Genomic DNA, 26,645 nt, shown 5'->3' with positions numbered 1-26,645 from the left:
CATGTCCCAACTCCCAAAAACCGGCCCGCAGTTCAGCGATGTCCAGGAAGGCGATGAGGTGCCGCTGATGAAGCTGCGCCCGATCAACCGCACGATGCTGGCGCTCTATGCCGGCGCATCGGGTGATCACAACGAGATTCACATCGACATCGATTTCGCCCGCAAGGCACGGGTTCCAGACGTGTTCGCCCACGGCATGCTGTCGGCGGCCTACCTCGGCCGGCTGCTGACCGCTTGGGTGCCGCAACCGCAGATTTGCAAGCTCGCGGTGCGTTTCACCGGCATCACCCAGATCGGACATATCCCACACCTGACAGGAAGGGTGGTGCAGAAATTCGAAGCCAATGGCGAGCGCTTCGTGCGGCTTGAGATCAAGTGCAGCAATCAGTTTGGCGAAGACAAGCTGGTGGGCGAAGCGGTGGTGACGTTGAACTGATTACCGATTGAACCCCGGTTTCCATTCACAAACACACAACAAGAACTACAGGTATCGAATGATGAAAAAGCTTGAAGGCAAAGTAGCGCTGGTGACCGGTTCCGGTCGCGGCATCGGGCGCAGTGTCGCCTTGAAACTGGCCGCCGATGGCGCCCGTGTGGTGGTCAACGACCTCGATGCCGGTCCGGCCGAAGAAGTGGTGGCCGAGATCCGCGCCCTCGGTGGTGATGCCGTGGCTTGCATCGGCAGCGTCACCGCGGTCGATTTCGCCGACCGCTTCACCAAGACCGCAGTCGACAACTACGGCGGCATCGACATCATCGTCAACAACGCCGGTTACACCTGGGACAACGTCATCCAGAAGATGTCGGACGAGCAGTGGTACGCGATCATCGACTGCCACCTGACTGCACCGTTCCGCATCCTGCGCGCGGCTTACCCGGTGATCAGCGCCGCCGCCAAGGCCGAGGCGGCCGAGGGGCGCATCGTGCATCGCAAGGTGGTGAACATCTCCTCCATCGCCGCCGCCGGTAACGCCGGGCAAGCCAACTACTCCACGGCCAAGGCCGGGATCCTGGGCATGACCAAAACCATGTCCAAGGAGTGGGGGCGCCACAAGGTGAACGTCAACGCCGTGGCCTACGGTCACATCGAAACCCGCATGACCCAGGCACTGGCCGGCGACGCGAGCAAGACCGTCAACATCGAGGGTCGCGAGATCAAGGTCGGCATTCAGGCCGCGGCGATCGAGGCGGGCAAGCAGATGTGTCCGCTGGGACGTCCTGGCACGCCGGACGAAGCGGCCGGCGCCGTGTATCTGTTCTGCATCCCGGAGTCCGATTACGTGTCCGGCCAGGTCCTGGTCTGCGGCGGCGGCCTCGGCACCGTCTGATCCCTTAAGGAGATTTGTCATGCAACTGGAAAACTACACATCCCCCTGGATGGACGAAGACCTTGGCGCCTTCCGTGACAGCATTCGCCGCTTCGTGCGCGAGCAGCTGGTACCCCAGGAAGACAAGTGGCGCGAGCAACACCGCTCCGACCGTGCGGCCTGGCTGGCTTGCGGCGAGATGGGCATGATCCTGCCCGACATGCCGTCGGAGTACGGCGGCGCCGATGGCACCCCGGCGCACTATGCCGTGGCCATGGAAGAGCTGACCTATGCCGGTGTGATGAGCATCGCGCTAAGCATCAACCACATCGTCGGACACTACATCCTCGCCAGCGGCACCGAAGCGCAGAAGCAGCAGTGGCTGCCGAAAATCGCCTCCGGCGAGTGCATCACCTCCATCGCCATGACCGAGCCCGGCACCGGTTCCGACCTGCAAGGCGTGCGCACCCGCGCAGTGAAGAAGGGCGACAAGTACGTCATCAGCGGCTCGAAGACCTTTATCAGCAATGGCCAGAACAGCGACATGGTGGTGGTCATCGCCAAAACCGACCTGGAGGCCAAGGGTTCCAAAGGCATCTCGCTGTTCATCGTCGATACCAAGACACCAGGCTTCGTCCGTGGCCAGTGCCTGGACAAGATCGGTCTGCCGGGTCAGGACACTTCGGAGATGTTCTTCGACGAGTGCGAAGTGCCGGCCGATTGCCTGTTGGGCGGCGTCGAAGGGCAGGGCTTCTATCAACTGATGCAGCAGTTGCCTTATGAGCGCGCGGAAATCTCCATCCAGGCCGTTACCGCCATGGAGCGGGCCCTGGCGCTGACCGTCGAGTACACCAAGGAGCGCAAGGCCTTCGGCAAGGCGATTCTGGACTTCCAGAACACCCGCTTTACCCTGGCGGATGTGAAGGCCACGGTCACGGCGGCGCGCACCTTCGGCGACCTGATTATCCAGCGCTGGGTCGATGGCACCCTGGACACCACCACGGCGTCGATGGGCAAGTTCTGGCTGACCGAGCGTCAAGGTGAAGTCATGGATCGCTGCCTGCAGTTCTTCGGCGGTTTCGGTTACATGAATGAGTATCCGATTGCGCGGATGTTCGCCGACGCTCGCGTTGCGCGCATTTACGGTGGTGCCAACGAAATCCAGCGTGAGCTGGTGGGGCGTTCGCTCTAAAGGCTTTGCTCTTTGTAGGAGCGAGCTTGCTCGCGATGGTCGTTAACGAAAACGCATTCATTCAGTCTAAACACGGTGTTCTGTCGTCCATCGCGAGCATGCTCGCTCCTACAGGGGGCTTTGCCGCACGATAAAAGGCAGCTGCTTTACTTATAACAACAAGATTTGGAGGCTCAGATGTACATCACCCAAGGGTTGCACCGACACATGCAGCAGCGCCCCGATGCCACCGCCATCCGTTACCTGGGGCACAGCCTGACGTTTGCCGCCCTCGGCGAACGGGTTGCCCGTCTGGCCGGTGCGCTGAAAAAGCTCGGTCTGGCGAGCGGTGATTGTGTTGCCATGCTGTCGCGCAACTCCCAGCGCTACATCGAGTACAGCCTGGGTGTCCCTTGGGCGGACGGGGTACTCAACCCGGTCAACACCCGCTGGAGCGTGATGGAAATCGTCTATTCCCTGGACGATTCGCAATCGACGCTCCTCATCGTCGACGACACCTTCAGCGACATGGGTGCGACGATTGCCCGGCAAGCCAAAACCCTTCGTCACGTGATCTATGCCGGCGACCACGAGACACCGGACGGCATGCTCTCCTACGAAACCCTGCTGGCCGAGGCCGATGCCATCGATGACGTGCGTCGTGGCGGCGATGCCTTGCTCGGCATTTTCTACACCGGTGGCACCACCGGTTTCCCCAAGGGCGTCATGATCAGCCATGACAACCTGGCGTACGCCGCGCTGGCCAGCCTGAGCAAGGGTTTTTATGGCAGCGAGGCAAAGTTCCTGCATGCGATGCCGATGTTCCATCTGGCTGATTTTTCCGGTATGTATGGCATGTTCATCTGTGGCGGAACCCACGTGGTGATACCGGCGTTCAGCGGTGAAGCCGCGCTGGAATTGATCAGCCAGGAAGGCGTGACCGATGCCATGCTGGCGCCGACCATGATCCAGATGATGCTGGATGCGCGTGACGCAAAACCGGCCCTGAGCGCGCTGGACCTGAGTTCGATCAAAAACATCATCTACGGCGCCTCGCCGATCTCCCCCGTGTTGCTGGACCGCGCCTGCCAGGCATTTACCACCGCGCGGTTTTTCCAGGGTTATGGCATGACTGAGCTGACCACCGGCGGCACGATGCTGGATGCGCAGTATCACAGTGCCGAGCACCAGGTCAGCGGCAAGATGTACTCGGCCGGGCGGGCGATCAGTTGCGTCGAACTGAAAATCGTCGACAACGAGGGCCGGGAAGTGCCGCGCGGCACCGTCGGCGAAATCGTGGTGCGTGGCCCGAACGTGATGCTCGGTTATTGGAACAATCCCGCCGCCACGGCAGAAGTCCTCAAGGACGGCTGGATGCACACCGGTGATGGCGCCTACATGGATCAGGAAGGGTTCGTGTACATCGTCGATCGTCTCAAGGACATGATCGTCAGCGGCGGTGAAAACATCTATTCCGCCGAAGTGGAAAATGCCCTCGCCAGCCATCCGGCCGTGGCGCAAAGCGCGGTCATCGGTATTCCTTGCGAGAAATGGGGCGAAACGGTGCATGCTGTGATCGTGCTCAAGCCTGACGCCGTGGTAACCGAAGAGGACATCGTTGACCATTGCCGTACGCGCATTGCCGGCTACAAATGCCCGCGTAGTGTCGAATTCCGCCAAGCTCTGCCGCTTTCAACCGTGGGCAAAATTCTCAAGAACGAACTGCGCCAACCCTATTGGGCGAACCGTGGGCGCAATATCGCCTGACCACAAATGCACGCGTTCCCCTGTAGGAGCGAGCCTGCTCGCGAAAAACGTCCAGACAACGCGATCATTCAGGTAGCACACGTTATCGTTGACGTTCATCGCGAGCATGCTCGCTCCTGCAGGAAAGCGTGTTGTCCTCTGATTTGTGCAAGCGTCAATCAAAACTCATTCGTTCGAGCGATAGGTCGGACGCCTGATTCTGGCTAGCCTTGTGCGTGTCGCGAGCCATGAGGGGCGACACTCATGGCTATAACCGTTCTGGGCCTGCGGTGTGCTCAGTACCGCCTGATCCGAGTACGCATACATGAACACCCATACATTACTGACCACCACCCGGTTCACGCCACCACGCATCGGCAGCCAGGCCGTGGCCCGCGAACAGTTGCTGGCCAAACTGCAGCGTGACCGACACAGTCGCTTGCAACTGGTGACTGGTAGCGCAGGCTTCGGCAAAACCACGCTGATGACGCAGTGGCGCCAGCAGTTGATAAAAAACGGCGATCAGGTCGCCTGGCTGTCGGTGTCGCCGGACGATGCCACGCTGGAGTCGTTTTGCGTGAGTCTGCTGGGGGCGTTGCGGCAAGCAGGCCTGCCCCTGGATGGCGACCTGTTGCTGTTGGCCGGACCGGAAGCCATCAGCGCTCCATCAATGGCATCGCTGTTGATCAACGCGCTGGCCCGGGTGAACCGGGAGCTGTACATCATGCTCGATGATTTCCAGCATGCGGCGGACGTGCGCATCGCCCAGTTGATGCAGGCGCTGATCGATGGCGCCCCGCATCACCTGCATGTGGTGCTGGCATCGCGCAGTACGCCACCTCTGCTGCTGGGGCGTCTGCGGGCCATGGGCGAGCTGTGCGAAGTCAATGGCGAAGGGCTGTCGTTCGACTTCACGGAGTCGCTGGCCTTTCTCAAGTCGCACCTGGACCAGGGCGTGGACCTGGACGCCGCCCACGCCATCCACGACCTGACCGATGGATGGCCGATCGGTTTGCAACTGATGTCCATTGCCTTGAAGGCCAACCCGAAAAAAGGCGTCAAAGGTACGGTACTGCTGCCGGACAGCGCCGCCCTCAGAGCCTATTTGTCCGAAGACGTGGTCGCGGACTTGCCAACGGAACTGTTCGACTTCCTGCAGAAAATCTCCATCCTCAGACGCTTCAATGCCGAGGTCGCCGCCCATGTCACGGGCGCCTCGCGGGCGGCGCAATTGATTGCCGCGGTGGAAGAACGCAACCTGTTCATCCAGCCGGTCGACCTGTCGGGCCAGCACCAGTGGTACCGCCTGCATCCGCTGTTCGTCGAGTTTCTCACCCAACGCTTGCAGGCCGGCGGTGCCGACATTGCGCAACTGCACAGGCGTGCGGCGATATGGTTCGAACAAGCGGGGCTGGTGCCCGAGTCACTTCGCCATGGGCTGCATTGCGAGGATTTCACGGTGGTCGTGCAGTTGCTGGAGCGCGTACAGCCGTCGTATCGCAGCGTGAGTCACCTGAGTCAGTTCATGCGCTGGCTGGAACAGGTGCCCTTGCAGGCATTGACCCGTCATCCGTCGTTGATGCTGTTGGGGATCTGGGGGGCATTGCTCACGGTACTCACCCGCAAGGCGCAGGCCTGGATAACGGCTTTTGAAAGCGTGCCGCAAGCACCGCAATGGGCGTATCAGGTCCAGCTGTTGAAGGCGTCGCTCGCCATGCACAAGGATGATGAAAGCAGTTGCCTGGCGCTGTTGGAATTGCCGGTCGATCAGCCCACCGGTCATCCCTTTCTGGAACAGGTGCGCGTCGGCATGACAATCACTTGCCTGGGGCTTGCCGGTCGTCATACCGAAGCCCGCAGCCTGTTCAACGGGCCCTCCGGGCGTTGCCTGCGTAACAGCAACGATGAAATGGCGTTGATGGGCCTGACCGCCATGACCACCAACGTCATGCTCGAAGGCAAGGTGCTGGAAGCCGAGCGAATGGGCTCCCCGGTGTTGGCCCAGGCCGAAGCCGAACACGGGCGGCGCTCGGTCAGCGCCTGTGGCAGCGCGACGATCATGGCCGAGGTGTTTTATGAACTTGACCGTCTTGATGAGGTGCGCGAGGTGCTCGCCAACCGTCTCGACATTCTGCGTTTCTCAGCGCCGGGCTACATGATCGCGGCCGCACTGTGCCATGCACGCCTGCTAGATCTGCAGGATTCGCCGCGTAGCGCCCTGGAGTACCTGGCCCGTAAAGAAGAACATTTTCGCACCCTGGGGCTGGATCGCGGGACAGCCAGGATGCTCGATGAACAGGTGCGCATTTCCTTGAAGTGCGGCGACTGGCGTCATACCGAGACGTTGCAGGTGTTGCTGGATGACCAGGCGCAAAACCATCGTGGCGCGTCGTCGTGCGATACCGAAATCATGACCCTGGCGGCCTTGTCGAAGGCGCGCCTGGCATTGGCCCGACGACAACCGGAAGCGACGTTGCAGGCGTTGGATGTTGCCGAGCGCCACGCTTGCGAGCTTGGCCGGGGACAATGGCGGGTCAAGGTCGAACTGCTCCGCACTTTTGCCCTGGATGAACTGGAACGCCACACCGAAGCCCTGGCGTCATTGCGCTCGGCGGTCGCCACGGGTTATCGGTTGGGCCTGGTGCGCACTTTTCTGGATGAAGGCCAGGCCTTCCAGTACCTGTTACCCAAGCTCGATCTTGCAGAGGACGAGGTGCTGGGCGGCTACTACCGCAAGCTGGTCCGGGAAGCACCGGCGCTAGTGCCTGTCGAAGCGGATAGCGGTTCATCGGCGATGATTGAATCGGCCCATGAGCAGGTGGCGTTGACCCGGCGCGAACAGGACATCATTGACTTGCTGGAGCAGTCGATGTCCAACAAGCGCATAGCCCTGGCCTTGAACCTCAGCTTGCAAACGGTGAAGTGGAACCTGAAGAACATTTTCTTCAAATTTGGCGTTTCGAGCCGGTATGACGCGATTGTCGTTGCGCGCAAAAGACGGGCGGGGGAACAGACCTGATTTGTGCGGATGTCCCCCAATCCTTGTAGGAGCGAGCCTGCTCGCGATGGTGGATCATTGCACAAGGAGGTTGACTGACATGGCCTCATCGCGGGCAAGCCCGCTCCCACAGGTTTCGTGTCGTTTGCGTAGGTTGTGAACGGCACATAACCCCGTGGGAGCGGGCTTGCCCGCGATGGCGTCCTGTCCGGCACCGTTGATGCTGGAGGGGTGTCCGCTTAGGGGGTTTTCTGCTGACTCTTCAAGAAATCCTGCACCATGTTCGACCGGTCGAACGACTTGGCCGCCTGCACCGGAGGGTAGTCAGCCAGGGTCTTGAGGTGGGCGCCGATCAGTTCGCCCATGGGGCCGGAGATCCATGACGACTTCTGGATCATGTGCCCGTAAGAGTCATTGCTGTCGTAGCTCTCGAACGGGTCGCTGCGCAGGTTGAACATCAACGGCGCAAACAGCGGTTTGATCGGCGCGTAGTAGTCCTCCTTGGTCGAGAAGTGCATCTTCCAGGGGCCCATGCGCACGGCGGTGAGTTTGCTCTCGATGTAATAGAACAGGCTGGTGCGGGCGCTTTGCGGTGACTTGCCGGTCCAGTAGTCGAGGTTGTTGACCCCGTCGATGTACTGCTTCTTCTGTTGCTTCATGCGCTCGACCACGTCCGGCACGCCGGCTGCCGCTGCCAGGCTGGTGAACATGTCCTGGTGCGCCTGGATGCCATTCTTGATCTGTCCGGGCTGGATCATCCCGGGCCAACGCAGCATCGAGGGCACGCGCACGCCGCCTTCATAGGTGGTCATCTTCTCTCCACGGAAAGGCGTGGTGGCGCCGTGGGGCCAGGAGGAGTGTTCCGGGCCGTTGTCGGTGGAGTACCAGACGATAGTGTTTTTATCGAGGCCATTCTGCTTGAGGAAGTCGAGCACCTGACCGATGTCGTGGTCGTGTTGCAGCATGCCGCTGCCTTGCATGTCGTCTTCGTGAGTGTAAGACGCGGCGGCATGTTTCCATTTATCGTTGAGATGGGTGTAGAGGTGCATGCGGCTGGTGTTGAGCCAGACGAAGAAGGGTTTGTCGTCGCCCTTGGCCCTGCGTATGAAGTCCATGGCATGGGGGATCACTTCCGCACCGTCGAAGTCTTCCATGCGCTTTGTCGTCAGCGGCCCGGTGTCCTCGATGGTCTGTTTGCCGACCACGCCGAAGCGTGGGTCGACCGTCGGGTCGTCCTTGTCGGTGGCGAAACTGTGCAGCACGCCACGGGTGGCGAATTTTTTCGCATAGGCCTGCGGGCCGCCGGGATACTGGTTGGCGAAGTTCTGGTAGTCCGTGTACTCGCTCTGCTCCTCGGTATTGAGGTGGTACAGGTTGCCGAAAAACTCGTCGAAGCCATGCACCGTCGGCAGGTTGGGGTTGTTGTCTCCCAGGTGGTTCTTGCCGAACTGGCCGGTGCGGTAACCGGCTACTTTCAAGACTTCGGCGAGGCTGGGGGAGGCGGCTTGCAGGCCGAGCTTGTCGCCCGGTTGGCCCACGGTGGTCATGCCGGAGCGAATCGGATACTGGCCGGTGATGAACGCCGCTCGGCCAGCGGTGCAGGAGGGCTGGCCGTAGTGATCGGTGAAGCGGATGCCCTCCATGCCGATCTGGTCGATGTTCGGCGTGGTGTAGCCCATGGTGCCCATGCCGTAGGCACTCACGTTCTGCCAGCCGATGTCGTCGCCCCAGATCACCAGAATGTTCGGTTTGGCGGTCTGGGCCTGTGTCAGTGGCGCGGCCAACATGACGCAAGCCATGACGATCCTCTTGAAGTTCTTCATGAGGCCACCTCGATGCGCTCCAGTGCCCGGCGCAACGGCTCGGGTAGTGGCACCGGCCGGCGCGTCACTCGGTCGACGTACACGTGGACGAAATGCCCCTGTGCCGATGCTTCGGTGTTGTCGTTGGCGAACAGACCGACTTCATAGCGCACGCTGGACGTGCCCAGGCTGGCCACGCGCAGGCCGGCGCGCACCAGGTCGGGGAAGGCAATGGACGAGAAGTAGCTGCAATGGGTATCGACCACCAGCCCGACCGTCGGGCACTGCTCGAAGTCGAGCAGGTTTTTCTCCAGCAACCAGCCGTTGACCACGGTGTCGAACCAGCTGTAGTAGATGACGTTGTTGACGTGACCGTAGACGTCATTGTCCATCCAGCGCGTGGTGATATCGCGCAGGTAGCGATAGGCGTTGCGCTTATGGGGTACGGGCTTGCTCATGATTCAGGCCTCCTGCTTCAGGCGACGCACGCGGATGTCCGCCTGCTCTTTGTGGCCGGACATGTGTTCGTAACCGCACAACCGCGAGCAATACTCGCCAATCATCACGCTCGCTTCGTCGGTCAGCACGCGCTGGTAGGTGTGGGTCTTGATGAACTTGCCGACCCACAGCCCGCCGGTGTAACGGCCGGCACCCATGGTCGGCAGCGTGTGGTTGGTGCCAATCACCTTGTCGCCATAGCTGACATTGGTGCGATGGCCGAGGAACAACGCCCCGTAGCGGGTCATGCGCTCGTGGTACCAGTCCGGGTCGCGGGTCATCACCTGCACATGTTCGGAGCACAGGCGTTCGGCAACCTCCAGGGCCTCTTCGTCGGTGTCGCACAGGTAGATCTCACCGAAGTCATTCCACGCCACGCTGGCCACCGGCGCGGTGTCCAGGCGCGCTAGAACCCGCTCGATGGCGGCCGGCAGTTCCTCGGCGATTTTTTGGCTGGTGGTCACGCAATAGGCGGGGGAGGTGGGGCCGTGCTCGGCCTGGCCCAGCAAGTCGACGGCGACCAGTTCGGCATCCACGGTGTCGTCGCAGATCACCAGGGTTTCGGTCGGGCCGGCGAACAGATCGATGCCAACGCGGCCGAACAGCTGCCGCTTGGCCTCGGCCACATAGGCGTTGCCCGGGCCGACGATCATGTCCACGCCGACGATGCTCTCGGTACCGATGGCCATGGCGGCCACGGCTTGCACGCCGCCAAGGCAGTAGATCTCGTCAGCGCCGGCCAGGTGCATGGCGGCCACGATCTCGGGGCATGGCTTGCCTTCGAAGGGCGGGGCGCTGGCAATCACCCGTTTGACCCCGGCAACCTTGGCCGTGAGCACGCTCATGTGCGCGCTGGCAATCAACGGGTACTTGCCGCCGGGAATGTAGCAGCCCACCGAATTGACCGGGATGTGGCGATGACCGAGCACGACGCCGGGCAAGGTTTCGACCTTGACGTCGTGCATCGAATCCCTTTGGATCTGCGCGAAGCGACGGATCTGCGCCTGGGCGAACCGGATGTCATCCAGGGTCTGTCGGGGCAGGCTGGCGATGCACGCGTCGATCTGCTCCTGGGTCAGGCGCAGGCTGTCGGGTGCCCACTGGTCGAACTTCTCCGAGTACTCGCGCACCGCCGCATCTCCGCGCTGTTCGATGTCGGCGAGGATGTTTTCCACAGTGAAGCGCACCTGGGCTTGATTGCTCGCTTTGGCCTGGGCCGATTGGCCTTTTTTGAGCTGTTGGATCACGGGAACCTCTCCTTCGGATTGCACGATTGTTTTTGTGGTTTTTTATGGGGGCGAAGCGCTACGCGGAGGAGCGAATCACCAGTCGACCGGGGAGCTCGTGCAGCGCCTGGATGACGCCGGCATCCGGGCGACCTTCGCCGAGCAAACGTATGGCGCAATCGATCATCTGGCTGACGGGCTGGTGCACGGTGGTCAGGTCGTTCTCCGGCCAGGCCGCGGCGCGGATATCGTCGAAGCCGACCACGGCGACGTCTTCGGGCACGCGCAGGTGTGTGTTCATCCGCAGATGACTCAGTACACCGAGGGCCATCACGTCGTTGGCGCAGAACACCGCGTCGATGACAGGTTGTCCGGCGCTGAAAAGCCGAGCCGCCGCCTCACGCCCGCCTTCATAGGTGTACCCGCCCTGGACACGCGCCATCAGGTTCAGGCCGTGCCTCGCCAGACCCTGTTCGAAGCCACGCAAGCGGTCAGCCGTAGTGGAAATGCTTGGGTCGCCGGACACAAAGGCACAGGCCCGACGCTGTTGCCCCACCAGGTACTCGGCGATCTCGGCAGCCATGCGCTGGTTGTCGCAGCACACGGACCTGACGCTCGGGTCCTCGACCCGACGGTTCATGAACACCACCGCAACACCCTGGCGCGCACACAGATCGGCCATGTGTGAAGACAGCCGCGCCGCCGTGACCACGATGGCATCGACCTGGTACTGCAACAGGTGCGGCATCATTTCGTCCGCATCGCCCCCCGGCGGCACTACGAACAGCAGCAATTGCCGGCCGGTCTGCCGCAGTTTCAGGGAGAACTCCTCAAGGAGCGCGGGATAGAACGGGTTGGCCATATCGCCCACCACCAACGCAACGATGCCGGTCCGGCGCTGGTTCAGCGAACGGGCGATGGCACTGGGGCGATACCCTAGCTCATCGGCCATGGCCAGGATGCGTTCACGCGATTTGGCGGAGATGCGTGAGTGCGCATCGAAGGCGCGGGTGACGGTGGAAGTGGCGACTCCGAGACGCTGTGCGAGGTCCCTGGCGGTGACACGCTCGACACCCGTGGTGCTTCGCTGGGCAGATGCTTCCCCGGCAGTGCTGTCGCGCGTCATGTCCTGTGCTCCGGTCGCGTTCAATGGTGTGCAAACGTGTGCACTGATTGACCGAATGCTATCGACGCGGGTTGGACGTCAGTACCCCTCGAAGAGAGTGGGGTTGGTGGTCATCCGGGTACGGGCAGGCAGTTGATTTTGCCGGCTCAAGGGGCAGGGGAGGAAATGGTCCTGCTGCAGAGGCTTACGTGATTTTTTGTGCTCGATTGTCAGGTTTGCCTCACCCGGACGTGTAGAGTGCGCAATTTCGAGCCGGGTAGACCGCCTGCTCTGGCCGACTTTGAGTGGCACCTTGTCAGCAAATGGGTGGAAAATGCCCGCAATGAAGGCGCTGAACTGATCCAGAACACTCAGATTCCATCGCCGGAACAGCTAGCCTAGCCTTTGGCTCCACGGCCCCTGATCGCCCGCTCGCACCTGCAGCGCACGTTGCAGAGACCTAGGCAATCACGCATGGTCCCAGCCGTTCTGGTCACGCTAGCAACACTGCAATATGGAGATCGCATGTTTTTTTGTCCTTTAGTTGAAGCAAGCCCTGAAGCCCAGGCAGATATACGTCTTCTTAGAAACCAGGAAGACGTGCGCAAATACATGTACACGGCTCATGAGATCTCTCCCCATGAGCACGAAAACTGGCTGAAGTCCCTCCATGGCAATTCACGCCAGTCTGTCTTTGTCGTAATGCATGAGGACAAGGCGGTTGGTGTTGTTTCGCTAAACGCCATTAACGCCACACAAAAGACTGCTGATTGGGCTTTCTACCTGGATGCAGGACTGCAAGGCAAAGGGCTTGGCAGCTTGGTAGAATTCTGGATGCTTGACTACGCATTTGGTGAGGCCGGCCTGGACAAGCTGAACTGCGAAGTCCTTGAAACAAACCCCGCCGTAGTAAAAATGCACCAGAAATTTGGGTTTACCATCGAAGGTGTTCGCAGGAAAAATATTCTCAAGGACGGCAAGCGGATCGACGTGGTGCTGCTGGGGATTACTAAAGAGGAATGGCTTACCCATAGGCCTTCGGTCGAACCACTCATCCTACGGCTAAAGCGTAAGCCATGAAGCTGCTCGATGTTTACGAGTGCGAAAACGCTACTCGGGATCCCTATGAGTTACTGGAGAAGCGTTCGGCGCAGCATTCCTTACCCATGCCCTCTAGATGCGCGGTCATCCGCCTACAGATAAGCAACTCCCCTGATCGACCCCAGCCATACGCCCGTCCGCCCCACGTACATTCGGTTTAGGCCAAGAGCCGAAAACCGAAATTAATCTTATATAAGGATTTAAAACGAGGAAGCTGATAAGTCCGAGCCTGACTAGGGCGCGAACAGGGTGAAGTTCTCGGCTCTTACAGGCGCTAGATTCAGGTAGTTTTTAGCAGAAAAAATGGGCGCCGAAGCGCCCATCTGTATGATCGATTTTCTTAAATATCGGTCGGTAATACCTCTTATTGCCAATCGACCGAATGCTGTTACCGATATTTGTCGAGATGAGTCTCCGGCCCATCCTTGACGACAGCCTGAGCTTTGCCATAGCTCTCCATCAAGCACTTGTATTCCGGGCACACGTGATCGGCAAGGATTTCAGCGAAGCGCGAACCCTCAGGACGATTCCAGGTTTGCATCAATTCAGCGACGATCGCGAAGGTATCGGTAGGAATCGCTCCGGCCTGTGCGACCCGGGCGATTGTGGTGTCGGTTGCAAGCTTGCTCCAGTTTCCAGAAGCATCAACGACGCAATAGGCCTTGTAACCCGCCTGCACCGCGCTTACCGCAGGAAAAGCCATACAGACGCTGGTCAGCGTGCCGGCGATGATCAGTGTCTTGCGCCCCGTCTTTTCGACTTCCTTCACAAACAAAGGATTGTCCCAGGTGTTGATTTGCCCGGTGCGCGGCACATACACCGCGTGGGGAGCATACTCATGGATTTCCGGTATCAGTGGTCCATTGGGACCATCGGGCACGGATGCGGTGGTAATCACAGGGATGTTCAGCAGCGTGGCAGTCTTCGCGATAGCGATTACGTAGTTGCGAAGGTCGGGAATCGGTAGATCACGAACGGTGTTGAACAAACCGCTCTGATGATCAATTAGCAAAATGACTGCATCATTCGGGTCTAGCATTCCATTGAGGGTAGCCATGATGTTACCTCGTAGGTTCAGGATTGACGCCGATGTACCCCACCGGTGTGATGGGGCTGATCAATCATAGACCATCGAGATTGGCTAGGCGGGTGGATACCTTCTGGGCCGAAAGCGGACTGATCAAGCGCCCACGTCGTCCGTACCATTTACGACGACTACGCCAGACGCTTTCTCAATTTCCCAAGATTCCACCCCGTGTAAGAAGAATTCACTCACTCATTAAACATAACCCGAAGTCGCTTGTTTAAAAGCACTCGTGGTTACGTGATGAGGGCTACAAAACCTTGCGTCTTCGCCTACGGGTACGCCAGAATCCGCCGGCTTGTGCGCCTTGGGGCTGCTCGGTAACTTGATTCGCGTCACTGCCCATCAGTGATCGGGTTTAGCAGCCCGTGCTTGTTAGTGAGGTGCATAACGCTTCCCTCAGTCAGGTATTTATATCCCTGCACTTGATGGTGGCTGTGCGCAGGGCGCCCTCGGGCGCGCCGGTTTTGCTAACTCCCCGGTCTGCTAACCTGCGCACAGCCGCCACCCCTCGTTTAGCAGCGATGTGTGAAGGCTCCATTTGAGGAGTTAGTTAATGTTCAAAGTCACACCCAACCCCCCGGACGCCGATCGGACTTCCCCCTACGAACCCGATTCAAACAAACTCAACGAGGCCGCCGAGCGAGCCCTCGATTTCCATTTCCCCTCGACGGCCGATATCAAGGCCGCGCCGCGTACGCCCAGCACTCTGTTTACCGTCAATCCAGAGACTACGATCGAGACCCTAATGGTTTATCTGGTCGAGACGCTGGCCTCGGTGGATGTGATGGTTCATCAGTTGGTGGATCACCTGGACGGTGGTTCGCGCAATGCGCTGTTGGGGATTTCCAACAGCGTGATGCTGGCGGAGATCACGGCGAATCGGGTGTTGGATCAGATTGATCCTGTTGAGTAGGTGACAGGGGCATTCATTAGTACGTGCTGATAGTCGACTAATGGGTGTCCCTCGCGGCACCTCGCGCCAGAGGGCTGTAGGAATTGGATAGGCGTTGTAAAGGATTCGGCCGGCCCGTCGGATTGTTATGTAGGAATCGGCTTTATTGCCTTGCAGAATCTTCCTGATCGCACCTGATGGTCCAACCGTATGGATTGTTGGAGTCAAACGTTTCGTCGTCTTATTCATCGTCGCCTCGATGCTCCCTCTGCTCAGTGCCTGTACTGAGTGGGAAGTGAAGGGCTTTTCAGATTGATGACAATAAGGACGTTGCGAATGAATGCCTCCCTGCACCCTATTTTTTATACCAATGAAGTCTCACCTGAATTGCTCCGCAGTTTGGATAACGTGCCTTTCTCCGAGGAGCAAATTGCGCAGTTTCGCGAAGAAGCTTGGGCAATCATTCATGAACAGCAGGCGTACTTTAGAAATCATCCCCCTCGCGCCATTTACCGATTCGCCACCGAAGGCAGCCAGACCCGTGACGGTGGCGTGATCCAGCAGGGGACGGCGCCGCTGGAAATAACGTTGGGTTGCGGTCGGAAAGTACGCGCAGCACAGAAAGGCGATGTCGTCACTTATGGCAATGGCAGTACGGCGTGGATCGTAACCACTGCCGGGGAAGGAAACAGTTATCTGGCGCTGGTTGGCAGCCGCCTCAGCAACGGCGATGAAATCATCAATACGCCGCAAGATATTGGCTTGTTCGTCGTGCGCGAAGGTGACTCGATGGCAGAGGATTTTCTGCCCTCTCCCGAGGGAGAAGAAACTCCATGACCAAAGGCTATTTCATTGGCAAGGATGACAAGACCACCTGCGGTGGCAAGGTCCTGGATGGCGATATTCACGCCATAATGCACGGAGTCGCCCGTGCCCATGAGGGTGATCGAGTCACCTGTGGCAAGGACGGCAAGACGTACACGATCGTAGGTGGCATTGCGCACATGATCAGCAACGGCAAAGCCGTGGCTGGCACGCTGGATAGCCGTAGCGGTTGTCCCTGCAAAGCGGAACTGATTCCGTCGGTATTTTCGGCCGGTTACCGCACTGAGATGTCTGCAGCGCCAGTGGCAAGGGGGATCGCTTCACCAGTAGAACCCACGGTAAGCAGCCGGTCGGTGACGAGTGGGCAAACCGGTTTCAATCCGGTGAGTCATCCGGTACCTCCGATATTCGACAGCGCGCAGGCTGAGGAGCCCGGCTTCTACGTCGTGCCAAAAAGCATGCCCCGCGAAGCCCTGGAGGCAACGCTTTTCGCCGCGCCCGATGCTGCCGTGATGCGCAAGTTTAGAGCACTTAATCCAGCGTCAGACAACATCAAAGCCGGCTCATTGATCGTGCTGAGCGATCCGAAAAACACCTCCTGCACATACCAGGAAGCGCAATTGATGCAGGCCGCGCAGCAGGTCAAGGCAGCCCTTGATCCGTTGACGCCGGACGAGGCTGAGTTCATGCACCGCCACGCGCCTGAAATCGCCAGTTTTATCGGCGATACCTCGACTTGGCTTGGCGTCAGCGCGGCGGTGATGGAAAAACACCTGACCAGCCTGCGTGACACCCTGCAAGCGATGGAGCGTTTACTTCAGGACAGCTACCGCCAACACGGCCATCTCAGATCACCGCAGTTCTTCGCCGATAGACAACGCTTGCTCGCACAACTGGATGCGCACCTGCTGAACTCCACACGCCTGCGTGGCCAGACGACCTTGGGTGATCATCCCAAGCTGAAGACGGCGCTTGGCATTTCCAGTCGTAGTCTTGTGCATCGCTGGGACAAGGCCGGCGCACCGGGCCAGATACCCGGATATGCCACTCATGTGGATGCGACGAGTCGCGCGGCGAAGTACATGCAGGCTGGAGGGTACATCGGGATTGGAATTGGTGGAATTTCTTCGTTACTGAGTATTCAGGCGGTATGTAATAGCGACTCAAAAGCTGCTTGCGAGAAGGTGAGGTTTACAGAGGGAGGAAAGTTTGTCGGGTCCACCTTTGGTGGCGTTGCGGGTATAGAGATAGGTAAATATTTGAGTGGACCTATCTGTCTGGCGCTTGGCGTCTCTACAGGCGTTGGGGGAGTTGTCTGCGCCGCAACTTTGATAGGTGCTGGAGCATGGGTGGGTACGACTTATATGGGTGATGGCGGTGAGTTAATGGGTGAAATTTTGTACGAAAAAAACCAGCCATGATGGGAAAGGATTTTTGGATGTCCTGGCTAGCTTTTTGGCTTTTGGCCGGTCCGATTTTTCTGGCCATTGCAAGTAGTGCATACAGTCTGTACCTCAGATGGCGTTACCTTGACGCCATGCTTGAGGCTTTGAAAAATAGTCGTTATGTCCACACTTGGGGGCCAGGCTTGAGAAAGCTGGGGTGGTTTGGGGGCTTCCTGTTGATAGCAAAAATCGCCGGGATGGTGACGATGCCAAGGGCTTCAGTCCGCATTGGTGAATTGGATCCCGAGGATATTAATAACTTTCCCCCTCATCTAAAGCGTCTTTTGAAAATCAAAGCAGTGATGCTGGTTGGTATTGCTGTTTGGGGACTGATTGCATATGGGTTGATGATGTTGGAGTGATTTGTGTTCGTAAAGGGGACAGATTTATTTTCCGGACAATAAATCTGAGAATCATCTGGCCGGCCTCCCCACCTCACGGAGGTGGCGCAAAATTCAAGGTGCGAACTTAGATTTTTGCTGTGAGGAGGCCGTTGCGAGCCACTCGCCACTCACACAGGAAATTGGGATATCCAGTGCCTGGCAATGTCTTCGCGCCGGCAGATCCACACCGCGTCGTGGCCTTGCACGTAATCGAGAAAACGCGCCAGCGCCATCGCACGACCCGGATGGCCACTGATGCGCCCATGCAGGCCGATGCTCATCATCTTCGGGTGATGCACACCCTCCTGCCACAGCAGGTCGAATGCATCCTTGAGCAGCCGGAAGAAGTCTTCTCCGCCGGCGAAACCGTTCGGCAGCAGATAACGGGCGTCGTTGTTGACCAGTGTGTAAGGGATCACCAGGTGGGCGGGCGAACCCGGGAGCCAGTAGGGCAGATCATCGTTGTAGGCATCCGAGCTATAGAGAAAACCGCCTTCCTCCCGCAACAGGCGGCGGGTGTTTTGGCTGATCCTTCCTGTGTACCAACCCACGGGGCGTTTACCGCAGATCTGCTTGATTATGTCGAGGGTGAGGTGGATATGGCACCGCTCCTGGTCTTCAGGCATGTCGCGGTAGTCCAGCCAACGGTAGCCATGCCCGGCAATCTCATGCCCGGCAGCGCTCAGCGCATGGCCAATCGCCGGAGTGAGTTCCAATGCCCGGCCGACGGCGAAGGCGGTCAACGGCAAGCTTCGTGCGCTGAACAGCTGCAGAATGCGCCACACACCGGCGCGCGATCCGTATTCGTACATGCCCTCGACGCTCAAGTCCGATTCCCCCACACGCGGCGGGCGGCCGGGCAGTTCGTGAAGCCAGGCCTCCGACTGAGCATCGCCATTGTGGAGGCATGATTCCGCGCCTTCTTCGATGTTGAGGACGAACTGGACGGCGACACGTGCTTCACCCGGCCAGCGCGGGTGGGGTGGGCGGCCGCCATAACCGATGAGGTCGCGAGCGGCCATCAGCCCAGCTCGAAGGTGGTGACGCCGAACACCCGTTCGTGCGCGATCGCTGGGGGAGGGCCGAGGTACATGCGTGCGCAGCCGAAAACCTCGATCATGCCCTGTTGGCGCACGAGCGCCATTGCGGCGGGGTTATTCTCCGGGGCATCGAGAAACAGCGGGCCGCCCTGCGCAAATTCCGCCAGGCGCGCGTAGAGGGCATTGGCTGCCTGGGCGTCATCGGCGAACAAGGGGCCGATCTTGCAGCCTTCCCGGCAGCGTCTTGCCACGCCATAGCCGCTTAGCCTGCCTTCGCGCCGGCAACCCATGGCAAGTGCGTCGGCTTGGGTTGTCCATCCGCTGAGGAAGGTTTCGCGCGCGGCGGGGAAGCAGGTGCGATCGTAATCGACAACCTGATCGAACGGGAAGGTGGCCAACGGGACGATGTCCTGGTCGTCTATCTGTGAGGTCGTCGGGCGTTGGGTGATTTCGGCACGAAAACGCAGGTTGCGATGGGAGAAGACGAAACCGCCCTTGGCGTAGTAGTCCTGCATCGCGAAGACGCCGTCCATGCCGATGCTCGCGCCCGGGCGCAGGCGGGCGAGGAGTCGGTCGCGGCGTGCGTGCCAGAGGGTATTGCCCAGACCTTGACCGCGATATTCAGGCCGGACGATGAAAAAGCCCATGAAACCGAATTCGCCCTTGTAGGAGGTGATGGCACCGCCGCCGATCAATTCGCCACCCCGGGACGCCGCGATGAAGGCGTCAGGGTCCGTCGCCCAGAACAGCTCAGCATCGTGAAAACCGGGATTCCACCCCTCACGGGCAGCCCAATCCACGAGCTCGTCCAGCTCGGGACGGGTCATGTTGCGTATGACCAGCTCATTCGACACCGCGAAGTTCTCCTCAGTCGTTAATCGAGCCTGAGGTCCATCCCCACGCTGATTCCTTTCGGTATAGCTTCGACCCGAGTATTGATCCAGGTGGCAGGCGCTAAACGGGAAAAGGCCAGTGAACTGTCGCTGACTTCACGAATTGACGAGCGTTCCAGTGCAGTGCTGCACTTTATCGAAGAGGCCCATGGGTGGGGATAATGCCAAGGTGCTGAGTGCTGGTGCCTCAACACCTTGGCTGGGTATCAGAAGTCGAAAAACACGGTTTCCGCTTCGCCTTGAACATGAATATCGAAGCGATAGGCCAACTTGCCATCCACCGTGCAGCGCCTGGCGATCAGGGATTCGCGACGATGGGGTTGTTCGATCAGATTCAATACGGGGTCCAGTGCGTTGGCCTCGGGTTCGTCGTCGAAATATAGCCGGGTCTGCAAGTGAATGTTGATACCCCGGGCAAACAGCGCCACGTTGATGTGCGAGGCCATGGCAACGCCTGCGGCGTTTTTCACGATGCCGGGTTTCACAGTGTTGATCGTCCATTCACCGACGTCTGTCGTGGCGGTACGGCCAAAACAGTTGAATGGTTTTTCCAGGTCATAACCGGTGTCGTAGACGCCCTCATGATTGGCCTGCCAGAACTCCAGAAACGCATCGCGGATCAAGTGTCCATTGCCGTCGTAAACATGGCCCAGCAAAACAATGTGCTCACCGGGCGCGCCGGGCTTGGCCATTTCGTTCCAGATTTCCTGCTCACGCGGCGGGTTGCCGGCAGCCTCCAGCGCCAGGCCGATATGTACGTAGGGGCCGGCCGTTTGCGACGGGGTTTCAGGCAGCAGTTGAACGGGCATACGCAGGCCTCCTCAGCAGTTTTCGAAGTGGGTCTTGCGCTGGCCGCGCAGGACGATGTCAAAACGATAAGCCAGGCAATCCATGGGATTGGCCATGCTCATATCAAGCTTTGCGATCAGGCTCTGCACCGCCTCCGGATTGGCAATCGACTTGACGATCGGGCACATCGGGATCAACGGGTCACCTTCGAAATACAGCTGGGTAATCAGGCGCGTGGCAATGGATGGACCACTGATCGAGACATGGATATGCGCCGGACGCCAATCGTTGGGACCGTTGCGCCAAGGGTAGGGGCCGGGCTTGACGGTGCGGAAGCTGTAATTGCCATCGCGGTCCGTCAGGGCACGGCCAACGCCGCCAAAGTTCGGGTCAAGGGGGGCCAGGTAACTGTCTTTCTTATGCCGGTAGCGGCCACCGGCATTGGCCTGCCACATTTCCACCAAGGTATGGGGAATCGGTTTGCCGTACTGATCACAGACGCGCCCGGCGACGATGATGCGCTCGCCGATGGGCAGGCCTCCGTTGTTGAAATTCAACAGCAGATCGTTGTCGTAGCGACCCATCTTCAGATGGGAAAAGTCCGGGCCGCTGGCTTCGGAAACGGATTGCGGGATGCTTACCAGCGCCTGGCGGGGAGAGCGCAGGATCGAGGTCTTGTAGTCAGGGGTCAGGGCTTTGGGGTGCCAATTACGGTCACGAATGACGAAGCGGCTGTCGTGCGCATCAGACATGTCGTTTTTCCTGTTGTTATGGTTGGACAGAGGCGGGCACAGCCTTGGCAGCGACCCGTGACCTACTTTCCTCTCAAACGGCCCAACCCAAAACTGAAAAAAACGATCCTATCCATGTCCAAATGGTTATGGATACTTGGCGTCCCGATACTCCTGACCCACCTCGCGCAGTGCCTCAACGCACCATTGCGCCGCCTGTGTCACCGGCAACGCGGGATTTGAGCAGAACCCCACGGAACCCCCGGGCTCACGCATTTCCAGGTCGAGCTCCACCAACTCACCTTGCCGCAAGTCCTGCCTGACGGCGTCAAGCGGTGCGACCCAGATGGCCTGACTGCATTGCACATAGCGCCGACTCAGGGCTACTGACAGCGTCTCCAGGCGCTGACGGGATGGCGTTATTCCGTGCTGCACAAACAGGCTGTCGGCGAATTTGCGGATCGTCGTCCCCACGGATGGCAAGACCAGCGGATAGTCCTCCAGGTGTTTATGCCCAGGTGAGTCGGCGAGCGCCGGATGGTCGTTGCGTACGACCAGGGTCATGGATTCGCTGTAGAGATGTTCGAACGCCAACCCCTGAATCAACGGGCTATCGGTCATCCTGCCGACCACCAGGTCGAGTTCACCGAGCCGCAGGCGCGACAGCAGATAGGCGCTTGGTCCGGTCACGACGCTGACCACCAAGGCGGGGTGTCGGGCATGCAAACGGCAGACAATTTCCGGGACCAGCAGGCTTTCGACGGTGGACAGTACGCCCAACTGCACAGTGATAGGCTCATGCACGCCGGATCGCAAACTGTTGACCCCTTCGCGCAGCGATTGCACGCTCGGCGCGGCGTAGCGCAAAAAGGCCGCGCCAGCCTCGGTCAACGTCGAGCCCTTTTTACCCCGTTCAAACAGGGTGGCTTCGAGCAGGAGCTCCAGCTCCTTTAGCGTCTTGGAAAGCGCCGGTTGGCTGATGGCCAATTTGTCGCAAGCACGGGCCAGGCTACCTTGGCGCGCCACCTCGAGAAAACACACCAGGTGACGGAATTTGATTCGAGTATCGATGTTCAATCGCGCGCTCTTCCTTCGTCGTATGGCATCCATTATCGCTGGATGTGAAGAGTTTGTGCGGTTGTCCGGCGCTACGCCGGTAATGCTCTGTTTTGATGTGGCTGTTCACTTTGCAAGTGACAACCGCGCACATCAGAGGCTCGTGGAGCCTCTACCAATAAAAAGCCCGGCAGTGTCGAACTGCCGGGCTTTGCTCTCAATACCGCACTCAGAAACGGTAGTTGGCACTCAATTCCAGAGTCCGTGGTGCACCGGGTGTGATCAGATCCACGGAGCCATGCGCCGAGGCGTAATAGTCCTTGTCGAAGACGTTACGCAAACGCAGGGCCATGTCCCATTTCGGCAGGTTATAGAGGAGGGCTGCGTCCACCGTGGTGTAGGCCGGCATGACCACTTGGTTATCCAGGGAGGTGTAACGGTCATCCACATAGTTCGCCCCCATGCCTACACGCCATTCCTGTGTCAAAGAGCGTACCAACCACAAATTGGCGCTGTGGCGTGGGGTCAGGGTCGGAGTCTGACCTTCGTTGGCGACACCGTTGGTACGGCTGTTAGATTTGGTGATCTCGGCATCCAGATAGGCGTAACCGGCATAGACCTGCCATTTGTCGCTCAACTGTCCGCTGGCGGTCAGTTCGAGACCATCGGTACGCTGCTCACCCGCAAGCACCAGTTTGCTCGGGTTCGCCGGATCGGTTGTTTTCATATTGGTGCGTTCCAGACGGAACAGCGCCGCTGTCAACGCCAGGCGATTGTCGAGCAGGTCCCACTTGCCGCCGATCTCGTAGTTGGTGGTCTCTTCTGGCTCCAGGTCCTGGTTCGTCGTGCTCAGGGCGAACATTTCAGCGGAAGGCTGGTAGGAACGACTCACCGAGACGTAATAGGACTGAACCTGATCGGGCTGATAAACCAGGCCGACTCGCGGGCTCCAGGTGGTATCAGTTCGGGACAGGGAGCTGTTCGTCAGGTCGTCGGAATATTCCTGGTCAAATACGTCATAACGCACGCCCAGCAGTGCCTTCCACTTTGGCGCCAACTCGATAAGATCCTGGATGTAGAAACCGGCCGTGTCCTGGGTATTGGTGCCTTTGGCGGTTTGTCGGTTGGCCTGGAACGGTACGTCAACCAGGCCATCGCGGTACACCGGTACCTGGGCTACGTTGTTCTGGCTGAACACGGACTGATCCTTGACCTGGCGTCCAAGTTCCACGCCATAGAGCAGGTTGTGGTTCATCCCGGCGAGAGTCGCCTGTTGCTTCAACTCACTCTGGTTAAACCAGCCATCCTCCTTGCGCTGCACATTGCCGCGGTTGAGCTTCACCAACAGATCGCCGTTGGCGGCGGTGACGAAGCGTGTCGGGCTGGTATCGGCCAGAGTATTGTTGCGATCCAGGTCGTAGTGGTAATAGCGGCTGGTGTTGCTCAGGCTGAAATCGTCGTTGATCCGGTAGTCGACACCGGCCGTGAACGAAAACACCTCGCTGCGGGTGTAGTCGTCATCCGGGTCGGCAGAGCCGAAACGTTTGTCGCGGTCCACATCGACCGGACGATTGCCTCGCGCCGGGATACCGAAGTCGATCAAGCGTTTGTCATACAGATAGCTGGCACCCAGGTTCAATTCCAGGTCGTCGGAGAGTTTGAAGTACGCCGAAGGTGCAATGGCCTTGCGGTCGATATAGCCGTCATCTCGGAAGGTGTCGCTGTTTTCCAGCGCACCGGTAACCCGGAATGCCTTGTCGTTCTGCTGTTGATCGGCCCAGCCAGCGTCGAACTGCGTGCGTTTTTTACCCTCGCTGTCGAAGCTGACACCCACTTCCTGTTTGGGGGTGAAGTTGGGCTTTTTACTGATACTGTTGATCAGGCCTCCGGATGAGCCTCGACCATAGAGGACCGCTGCGGGCCCCTTGATCACTTCCACGCGCTCGACATTGGACAGATCGCGGAAGTACAGGGCGTCGTCACGGATACCGTCGATGTACATGTCGCCGATGGCACTGAAGCCACGGATGGTGACCTGATCTCGCTGGCCATCGCCATTGGACAGACCGATCCCCGGGACATTCTTCAGCACGTCTTCCATCGATTGCGCGCCTTGGTCCTTGATCACGCTCTGGGGAATCACGTTCACCGTTTGCGGAATATCACGTAGCGGGGCATCGATCTTCAACGCACTCTTGCTGTCGGTCGACATATAGCTCTGCTCGTTGTACTCGCTGTTTACAGCGGTTGCCGGCAGGGTCAGAGCAGGCTCGGTTTCTGCCTGTAGATCAGGTACGACCAGAACGCCCAGCAAAGACAGAGAGGCTGGGTAAATGCGCGATAGAGCCACCATGGACACCTTTAATGTTAATAATCGCGCGAATAATAACGATTATCTTTTGTAAGTAAATACATATCATTCAGATACAAATAGCTGGCTTAAATCAGAACAATCGTCTCAATTTCCTCTGTCGGCTGTACTTTCAGAGGGGCGAAGGTGCTTTGTCGCACAAGGTTTTGTTGCGATTGGCATCTGATAACAGGGCAGTAATTAAGCCCGTCGAGTGAAAGACGCTTGGCTGTAAGTCTTGGGCCTGTAGCGCTGCTGAAGCACTTTTCCCCCCCGTTTAGGAGTGAATGCCCCCACTAATGGGGGGCTTAGCAATGCCCCCCACTTTATTCGCGAAACATTTCATTATCCGGCCAATGTTTGCGGGGCATTCAGGTCATCGCCCGTACATTGCCGCAAGGATGGCAGGGTAATTGCTGAGTGAGCTTGTCCCATTCATGAAAGGTGCAAAGTCGGGAAGCTGTGGAGCTGTCAGTACTCCATTGAGTGATCGCATGTAACCATCGGTTTGCATCACGACATACCCTTGGTTATTCAATAAAAGTACTGCAGTCATCCTCTGCAACCGGCCAGGGGAAATGCTTTATGAGCCACTCCAGGCATACGCGTGTGCAGGTAGCGCTGCACGGGTTATCGGTCTTGATCATTCTATGGACGATCTACACCGTCTCTTACACGGCGATGCTTAATGTGCCGACAGCCGTCAAGCTGGCCATTGACGACTTGAGTATTTCCCTAGCGACATTGTTGATACCGTTTTTCCTGCTGATCAGAACTTTCGTTCGTCGTCTTTTGTGTTTTCTGGCTTGCCTGCTGATGGTATCGGTGGCGGCGGCCGACGAACCTCAGGGCAATGACCATCAAGCTAATGAGAAGTGGCTGGAGCCGGCACGCTCCAGTCTCCTGCGTGTGGCTGGCGCGATGCCATTTTTTCCGCACCGGGCCAATACCCCCGGCAACCTGATTTTGAATGTGAAGGATTTCGACAACGCCCAGGTCTGTGGCGCTTGCCATACGGAGATCTACAGGCAGTGGCGCTCTTCGATGATGTCCCAGGCGTGGGATGAACCCATCTATCGGGCCTTGCTCAATCGCGCGAGTTCGGCCACCGAGGGCAAAGTCGATAACTTCTGCACCGGCTGCCATACCCCGATCGGCCTCACGACCGGGCAGATCAATTCGACAGTCAACCGCTCCTCGATTGAAGACAGCGCGAAGAATCATCCGATGCCTGGGGTCGATTGCGAGACCTGCCACAACATCAGTGCCCGTACAGGTCTTGATAACGGCGCCTATGTTCTGAGCCCCCGGGCAAACGGTAAACCGACCAAGTTCGGCCCGCGTAAAGATTCCGTTTCGCCTTATCACGACACCGTGTATTCCGCACTGCATACGCGCTCGGACTTTTGCGGCACCTGCCACAACGTTACGCACCCCTTCAGCAGTGTGGCGGTCGAGCGCACCTATGACGAATGGCAGGAGAGCACCTACAGCCTTAACGATGTCACCTGCCAGAGCTGCCACATGTCGGGTTTTGCGGGTAAGGCCGCGATCATGGGGCCAGACCGCGAACAGGTCGCCTCGCATTGGTTCAGCGGAGCCAACGCGATGATTCTCAAGCATCTCGGTCAGGAAGAGGGCGCGCAACGTGCTCGCGACATGCTGGCACGTGCGGCGAAAATAACGTTCCAGCAACCGCCGACCACCATCATACCCGGGCAATACACCTCGGTAGCTGTCAAGGTGGCCAATGTCGGCGCCGGGCACAAACTGCCGACTGGATTTCCGGAGGGACGGGAGATGTGGATCGATTTCCGGGTTCAGGATGCCAGTGGTCGTGAGCTCTACCGGCTGGGTTCGATCAAGAACGGCAAGACCGAGGAAAACACGCGAAACTTTAAAGTGCACATAGGCGACAAGGACGGTAATCCGTTGGACGTCGAGGTGTGGAATGCCACGCAAATTCTTTCGGACAACCGCATTCTGCCCAAGGGCTACGATATCGGGGAGTTCTCCTTCCTGGTGCCGGCCGACGCCGTCGGGCCGCTGACCCTGACTGCCGAACTGAACTACTGGCCGTTTTCGCAGAAGCTGGCCGACTACCTGCTCGGCAAGGACAAGTTGCAAGTGGAAATCACCCAGATGGCCAAAGTCACACAGAGCGTGCCCCTGTCCCCGATCACTGCGTCCCGTCCCTAGT

The 26,645-nt window shown here is 58.8% G+C and carries 22 protein-coding genes; 11 read left to right on the top strand and 11 right to left on the bottom strand.

Annotated elements, in window-relative coordinates:
* The first annotated feature begins 1 nt into the window (after position 1).
* The 5 genes from ACSFE6_RS05495 to ACSFE6_RS05475 all read left to right on the top strand — a co-directional run bounded on the left by ACSFE6_RS05495 (position 2) and on the right by ACSFE6_RS05475 (position 7,243).
* Positions 2 to 436, top strand: coding sequence for a MaoC/PaaZ C-terminal domain-containing protein (locus tag ACSFE6_RS05495; RefSeq protein WP_435426644.1), 435 nt, complete (start codon positions 2 to 4; stop codon positions 434 to 436).
* A gap of 61 nt (positions 437 to 497) precedes the next feature.
* Positions 498 to 1,328 carry an SDR family NAD(P)-dependent oxidoreductase gene (locus ACSFE6_RS05490; RefSeq protein ID WP_435426643.1) on the top strand — a complete coding sequence of 277 codons (831 nt, stop codon included), beginning with the start codon at positions 498 to 500 and terminating at the stop codon, positions 1,326 to 1,328.
* 19 nt (positions 1,329 to 1,347) lie between these two features.
* Complete coding sequence (locus tag ACSFE6_RS05485) at positions 1,348 to 2,499, top strand: acyl-CoA dehydrogenase family protein (protein WP_435426642.1); 1,152 nt, start codon at positions 1,348 to 1,350, stop codon at positions 2,497 to 2,499.
* Between the two features lie 177 nt (positions 2,500 to 2,676).
* Positions 2,677 to 4,245 (top strand): long-chain-fatty-acid--CoA ligase, encoded by a 1,569-nt coding sequence (locus ACSFE6_RS05480; protein ID WP_435426641.1) that lies wholly within the window; start codon positions 2,677 to 2,679, stop codon positions 4,243 to 4,245.
* Between the two features lie 304 nt (positions 4,246 to 4,549).
* Positions 4,550 to 7,243 (top strand): LuxR C-terminal-related transcriptional regulator, encoded by a 2,694-nt coding sequence (locus ACSFE6_RS05475; protein ID WP_435426640.1) that lies wholly within the window; start codon positions 4,550 to 4,552, stop codon positions 7,241 to 7,243.
* Between the two features lie 218 nt (positions 7,244 to 7,461).
* Here the strand turns inward: ACSFE6_RS05475 and ACSFE6_RS05470 are convergent, their stop codons facing one another.
* Genes ACSFE6_RS05470 through ACSFE6_RS05455 form a run of 4 tightly spaced genes read right to left on the bottom strand, consistent with a single transcriptional unit; the run spans position 7,462 to position 11,874 of the window.
* Positions 7,462 to 9,045 (bottom strand): arylsulfatase, encoded by a 1,584-nt coding sequence (locus tag ACSFE6_RS05470; RefSeq protein ID WP_435426639.1) that lies wholly within the window; start codon positions 9,043 to 9,045, stop codon positions 7,462 to 7,464.
* Positions 9,042 to 9,482 carry an acyl-CoA thioesterase gene (locus ACSFE6_RS05465; protein WP_435426638.1) on the bottom strand — a complete coding sequence of 147 codons (441 nt, stop codon included), beginning with the start codon at positions 9,480 to 9,482 and terminating at the stop codon, positions 9,042 to 9,044. The genes ACSFE6_RS05470 and ACSFE6_RS05465 overlap by 4 nt, the downstream gene beginning before the upstream one ends.
* Before the next feature lie 3 nt (positions 9,483 to 9,485).
* Positions 9,486 to 10,769, bottom strand: a complete 1,284-nt coding sequence (gene hisD / locus ACSFE6_RS05460) for a histidinol dehydrogenase (protein WP_435426637.1) — start codon at positions 10,767 to 10,769, stop codon at positions 9,486 to 9,488.
* Between the two features lie 58 nt (positions 10,770 to 10,827).
* On the bottom strand, positions 10,828 to 11,874 hold the full coding sequence (locus ACSFE6_RS05455; RefSeq protein WP_435426636.1) for a LacI family DNA-binding transcriptional regulator: 1,047 nt from the start codon (positions 11,872 to 11,874) through the stop codon (positions 10,828 to 10,830).
* Between the two features lie 504 nt (positions 11,875 to 12,378).
* Here ACSFE6_RS05455 and pseH point away from each other — a divergent pair.
* Positions 12,379 to 12,933, top strand: coding sequence for a UDP-4-amino-4,6-dideoxy-N-acetyl-beta-L-altrosamine N-acetyltransferase (pseH, locus tag ACSFE6_RS05450; RefSeq protein WP_435426662.1), 555 nt, complete (start codon positions 12,379 to 12,381; stop codon positions 12,931 to 12,933).
* A 409-nt stretch (positions 12,934 to 13,342) separates the two neighbouring features.
* On the opposite strand, the gene ACSFE6_RS05445 is transcribed toward pseH, so the two are convergent.
* On the bottom strand, positions 13,343 to 14,011 hold the full coding sequence (locus ACSFE6_RS05445; RefSeq protein ID WP_435426635.1) for an isochorismatase family protein: 669 nt from the start codon (positions 14,009 to 14,011) through the stop codon (positions 13,343 to 13,345).
* Between the two features lie 583 nt (positions 14,012 to 14,594).
* Between ACSFE6_RS05445 and ACSFE6_RS05440 the strand changes: the two genes are divergently transcribed.
* The 4 genes from ACSFE6_RS05440 (at position 14,595) to ACSFE6_RS05425 (ending at position 17,565) form a co-directional block, all read left to right on the top strand.
* The gene (locus ACSFE6_RS05440) at positions 14,595 to 14,954 is read left to right on the top strand and encodes a DUF6124 family protein (RefSeq protein WP_435426634.1); all 360 of its coding nucleotides are present in this window, start codon (positions 14,595 to 14,597) and stop codon (positions 14,952 to 14,954) included.
* 315 nt (positions 14,955 to 15,269) lie between these two features.
* The gene (locus ACSFE6_RS05435; protein ID WP_435426633.1) at positions 15,270 to 15,770 is read left to right on the top strand and encodes a hypothetical protein; all 501 of its coding nucleotides are present in this window, start codon (positions 15,270 to 15,272) and stop codon (positions 15,768 to 15,770) included.
* Positions 15,767 to 17,179, top strand: a complete 1,413-nt coding sequence (locus ACSFE6_RS05430; RefSeq protein ID WP_435426632.1) for a PAAR domain-containing protein — start codon at positions 15,767 to 15,769, stop codon at positions 17,177 to 17,179. The genes ACSFE6_RS05435 and ACSFE6_RS05430 overlap by 4 nt, the downstream gene beginning before the upstream one ends.
* A 17-nt stretch (positions 17,180 to 17,196) precedes the next feature.
* The gene (locus ACSFE6_RS05425; protein WP_435426631.1) at positions 17,197 to 17,565 is read left to right on the top strand and encodes a hypothetical protein; all 369 of its coding nucleotides are present in this window, start codon (positions 17,197 to 17,199) and stop codon (positions 17,563 to 17,565) included.
* A 149-nt stretch (positions 17,566 to 17,714) separates the two neighbouring features.
* Here ACSFE6_RS05425 and ACSFE6_RS05420 read toward each other — a convergent pair whose 3' ends face one another.
* From ACSFE6_RS05420 to ACSFE6_RS05395, 6 genes are all read right to left on the bottom strand, one after another.
* Complete coding sequence (locus ACSFE6_RS05420) at positions 17,715 to 18,608, bottom strand: polysaccharide deacetylase family protein (RefSeq protein WP_435426630.1); 894 nt, start codon at positions 18,606 to 18,608, stop codon at positions 17,715 to 17,717.
* A complete protein-coding gene (locus ACSFE6_RS05415; protein ID WP_435426629.1) occupies positions 18,608 to 19,480 on the bottom strand; it encodes a GNAT family N-acetyltransferase in 873 nt (290 codons plus the stop codon). Before ACSFE6_RS05415 ends, ACSFE6_RS05420 begins: the two co-directional genes overlap by 1 nt.
* Positions 19,481 to 19,725: 245 nt before the next feature.
* Positions 19,726 to 20,328 (bottom strand): protocatechuate 3,4-dioxygenase subunit alpha, encoded by a 603-nt coding sequence (gene pcaG, locus ACSFE6_RS05410; RefSeq protein WP_435426628.1) that lies wholly within the window; start codon positions 20,326 to 20,328, stop codon positions 19,726 to 19,728.
* 12 nt (positions 20,329 to 20,340) lie between these two features.
* On the bottom strand, positions 20,341 to 21,060 hold the full coding sequence (pcaH, locus tag ACSFE6_RS05405; protein WP_435426627.1) for a protocatechuate 3,4-dioxygenase subunit beta: 720 nt from the start codon (positions 21,058 to 21,060) through the stop codon (positions 20,341 to 20,343).
* 126 nt (positions 21,061 to 21,186) lie between these two features.
* Positions 21,187 to 22,116: a pca operon transcription factor PcaQ gene (gene pcaQ, locus ACSFE6_RS05400; RefSeq protein ID WP_435426626.1), complete on the bottom strand. Its 930-nt coding sequence runs from the start codon at positions 22,114 to 22,116 to the stop codon at positions 21,187 to 21,189.
* A 208-nt stretch (positions 22,117 to 22,324) separates the two neighbouring features.
* Positions 22,325 to 24,448 carry a TonB-dependent receptor gene (locus tag ACSFE6_RS05395; protein ID WP_435426625.1) on the bottom strand — a complete coding sequence of 708 codons (2,124 nt, stop codon included), beginning with the start codon at positions 24,446 to 24,448 and terminating at the stop codon, positions 22,325 to 22,327.
* 582 nt (positions 24,449 to 25,030) lie between these two features.
* On the opposite strand from ACSFE6_RS05395, the gene ACSFE6_RS05390 reads away from it, so the two are divergent.
* Positions 25,031 to 26,644 (top strand): multiheme c-type cytochrome, encoded by a 1,614-nt coding sequence (locus tag ACSFE6_RS05390; RefSeq protein WP_435426624.1) that lies wholly within the window; start codon positions 25,031 to 25,033, stop codon positions 26,642 to 26,644.
* The last annotated feature ends 1 nt before the right edge of the window (position 26,645 follow it).

It is taken from the genome of Pseudomonas baetica, from assembly GCF_051216495.1.
GTDB lineage: Bacteria > Pseudomonadota > Gammaproteobacteria > Pseudomonadales > Pseudomonadaceae > Aquipseudomonas > Aquipseudomonas baetica_B.
This window is presented reverse-complemented; position numbering and strand designations above follow the sequence as displayed.

Excerpts from the sequence above, each read along its gene's own strand:
- ACSFE6_RS05495 (WP_435426644.1), top strand. The coding sequence starts at position 2 with ATGTCCCAACTCCCAAAAACCGGCCCGCAGTTCAGCGATGTCCAGGAA.
- ACSFE6_RS05440 (WP_435426634.1), top strand. The coding sequence starts at position 14,595 with ATGTTCAAAGTCACACCCAACCCCCCGGACGCCGATCGGACTTCCCCC.
- pcaG (WP_435426628.1), bottom strand. The coding sequence starts at position 20,328 with ATGCCCGTTCAACTGCTGCCTGAAACCCCGTCGCAAACGGCCGGCCCC.
- pcaH (WP_435426627.1), bottom strand. The coding sequence starts at position 21,060 with ATGTCTGATGCGCACGACAGCCGCTTCGTCATTCGTGACCGTAATTGG.
- ACSFE6_RS05420 (WP_435426630.1), bottom strand. The coding sequence starts at position 18,608 with ATGGCCGCTCGCGACCTCATCGGTTATGGCGGCCGCCCACCCCACCCG.
- ACSFE6_RS05480 (WP_435426641.1), top strand. The coding sequence starts at position 2,677 with ATGTACATCACCCAAGGGTTGCACCGACACATGCAGCAGCGCCCCGAT.
- ACSFE6_RS05435 (WP_435426633.1), top strand. The coding sequence starts at position 15,270 with ATGAATGCCTCCCTGCACCCTATTTTTTATACCAATGAAGTCTCACCT.
- ACSFE6_RS05470 (WP_435426639.1), bottom strand. The coding sequence starts at position 9,045 with ATGAAGAACTTCAAGAGGATCGTCATGGCTTGCGTCATGTTGGCCGCG.
- ACSFE6_RS05475 (WP_435426640.1), top strand. The coding sequence starts at position 4,550 with ATGAACACCCATACATTACTGACCACCACCCGGTTCACGCCACCACGC.
- ACSFE6_RS05490 (WP_435426643.1), top strand. The coding sequence starts at position 498 with ATGAAAAAGCTTGAAGGCAAAGTAGCGCTGGTGACCGGTTCCGGTCGC.
- ACSFE6_RS05485 (WP_435426642.1), top strand. The coding sequence starts at position 1,348 with ATGCAACTGGAAAACTACACATCCCCCTGGATGGACGAAGACCTTGGC.
- ACSFE6_RS05430 (WP_435426632.1), top strand. The coding sequence starts at position 15,767 with ATGACCAAAGGCTATTTCATTGGCAAGGATGACAAGACCACCTGCGGT.
- ACSFE6_RS05395 (WP_435426625.1), bottom strand. The coding sequence starts at position 24,448 with ATGGTGGCTCTATCGCGCATTTACCCAGCCTCTCTGTCTTTGCTGGGC.
- ACSFE6_RS05465 (WP_435426638.1), bottom strand. The coding sequence starts at position 9,482 with ATGAGCAAGCCCGTACCCCATAAGCGCAACGCCTATCGCTACCTGCGC.
- ACSFE6_RS05390 (WP_435426624.1), top strand. The coding sequence starts at position 25,031 with ATGAGCCACTCCAGGCATACGCGTGTGCAGGTAGCGCTGCACGGGTTA.
- ACSFE6_RS05445 (WP_435426635.1), bottom strand. The coding sequence starts at position 14,011 with ATGGCTACCCTCAATGGAATGCTAGACCCGAATGATGCAGTCATTTTG.
- ACSFE6_RS05455 (WP_435426636.1), bottom strand. The coding sequence starts at position 11,874 with ATGACGCGCGACAGCACTGCCGGGGAAGCATCTGCCCAGCGAAGCACC.
- ACSFE6_RS05425 (WP_435426631.1), top strand. The coding sequence starts at position 17,197 with ATGTCCTGGCTAGCTTTTTGGCTTTTGGCCGGTCCGATTTTTCTGGCC.
- pseH (WP_435426662.1), top strand. The coding sequence starts at position 12,379 with ATGTTTTTTTGTCCTTTAGTTGAAGCAAGCCCTGAAGCCCAGGCAGAT.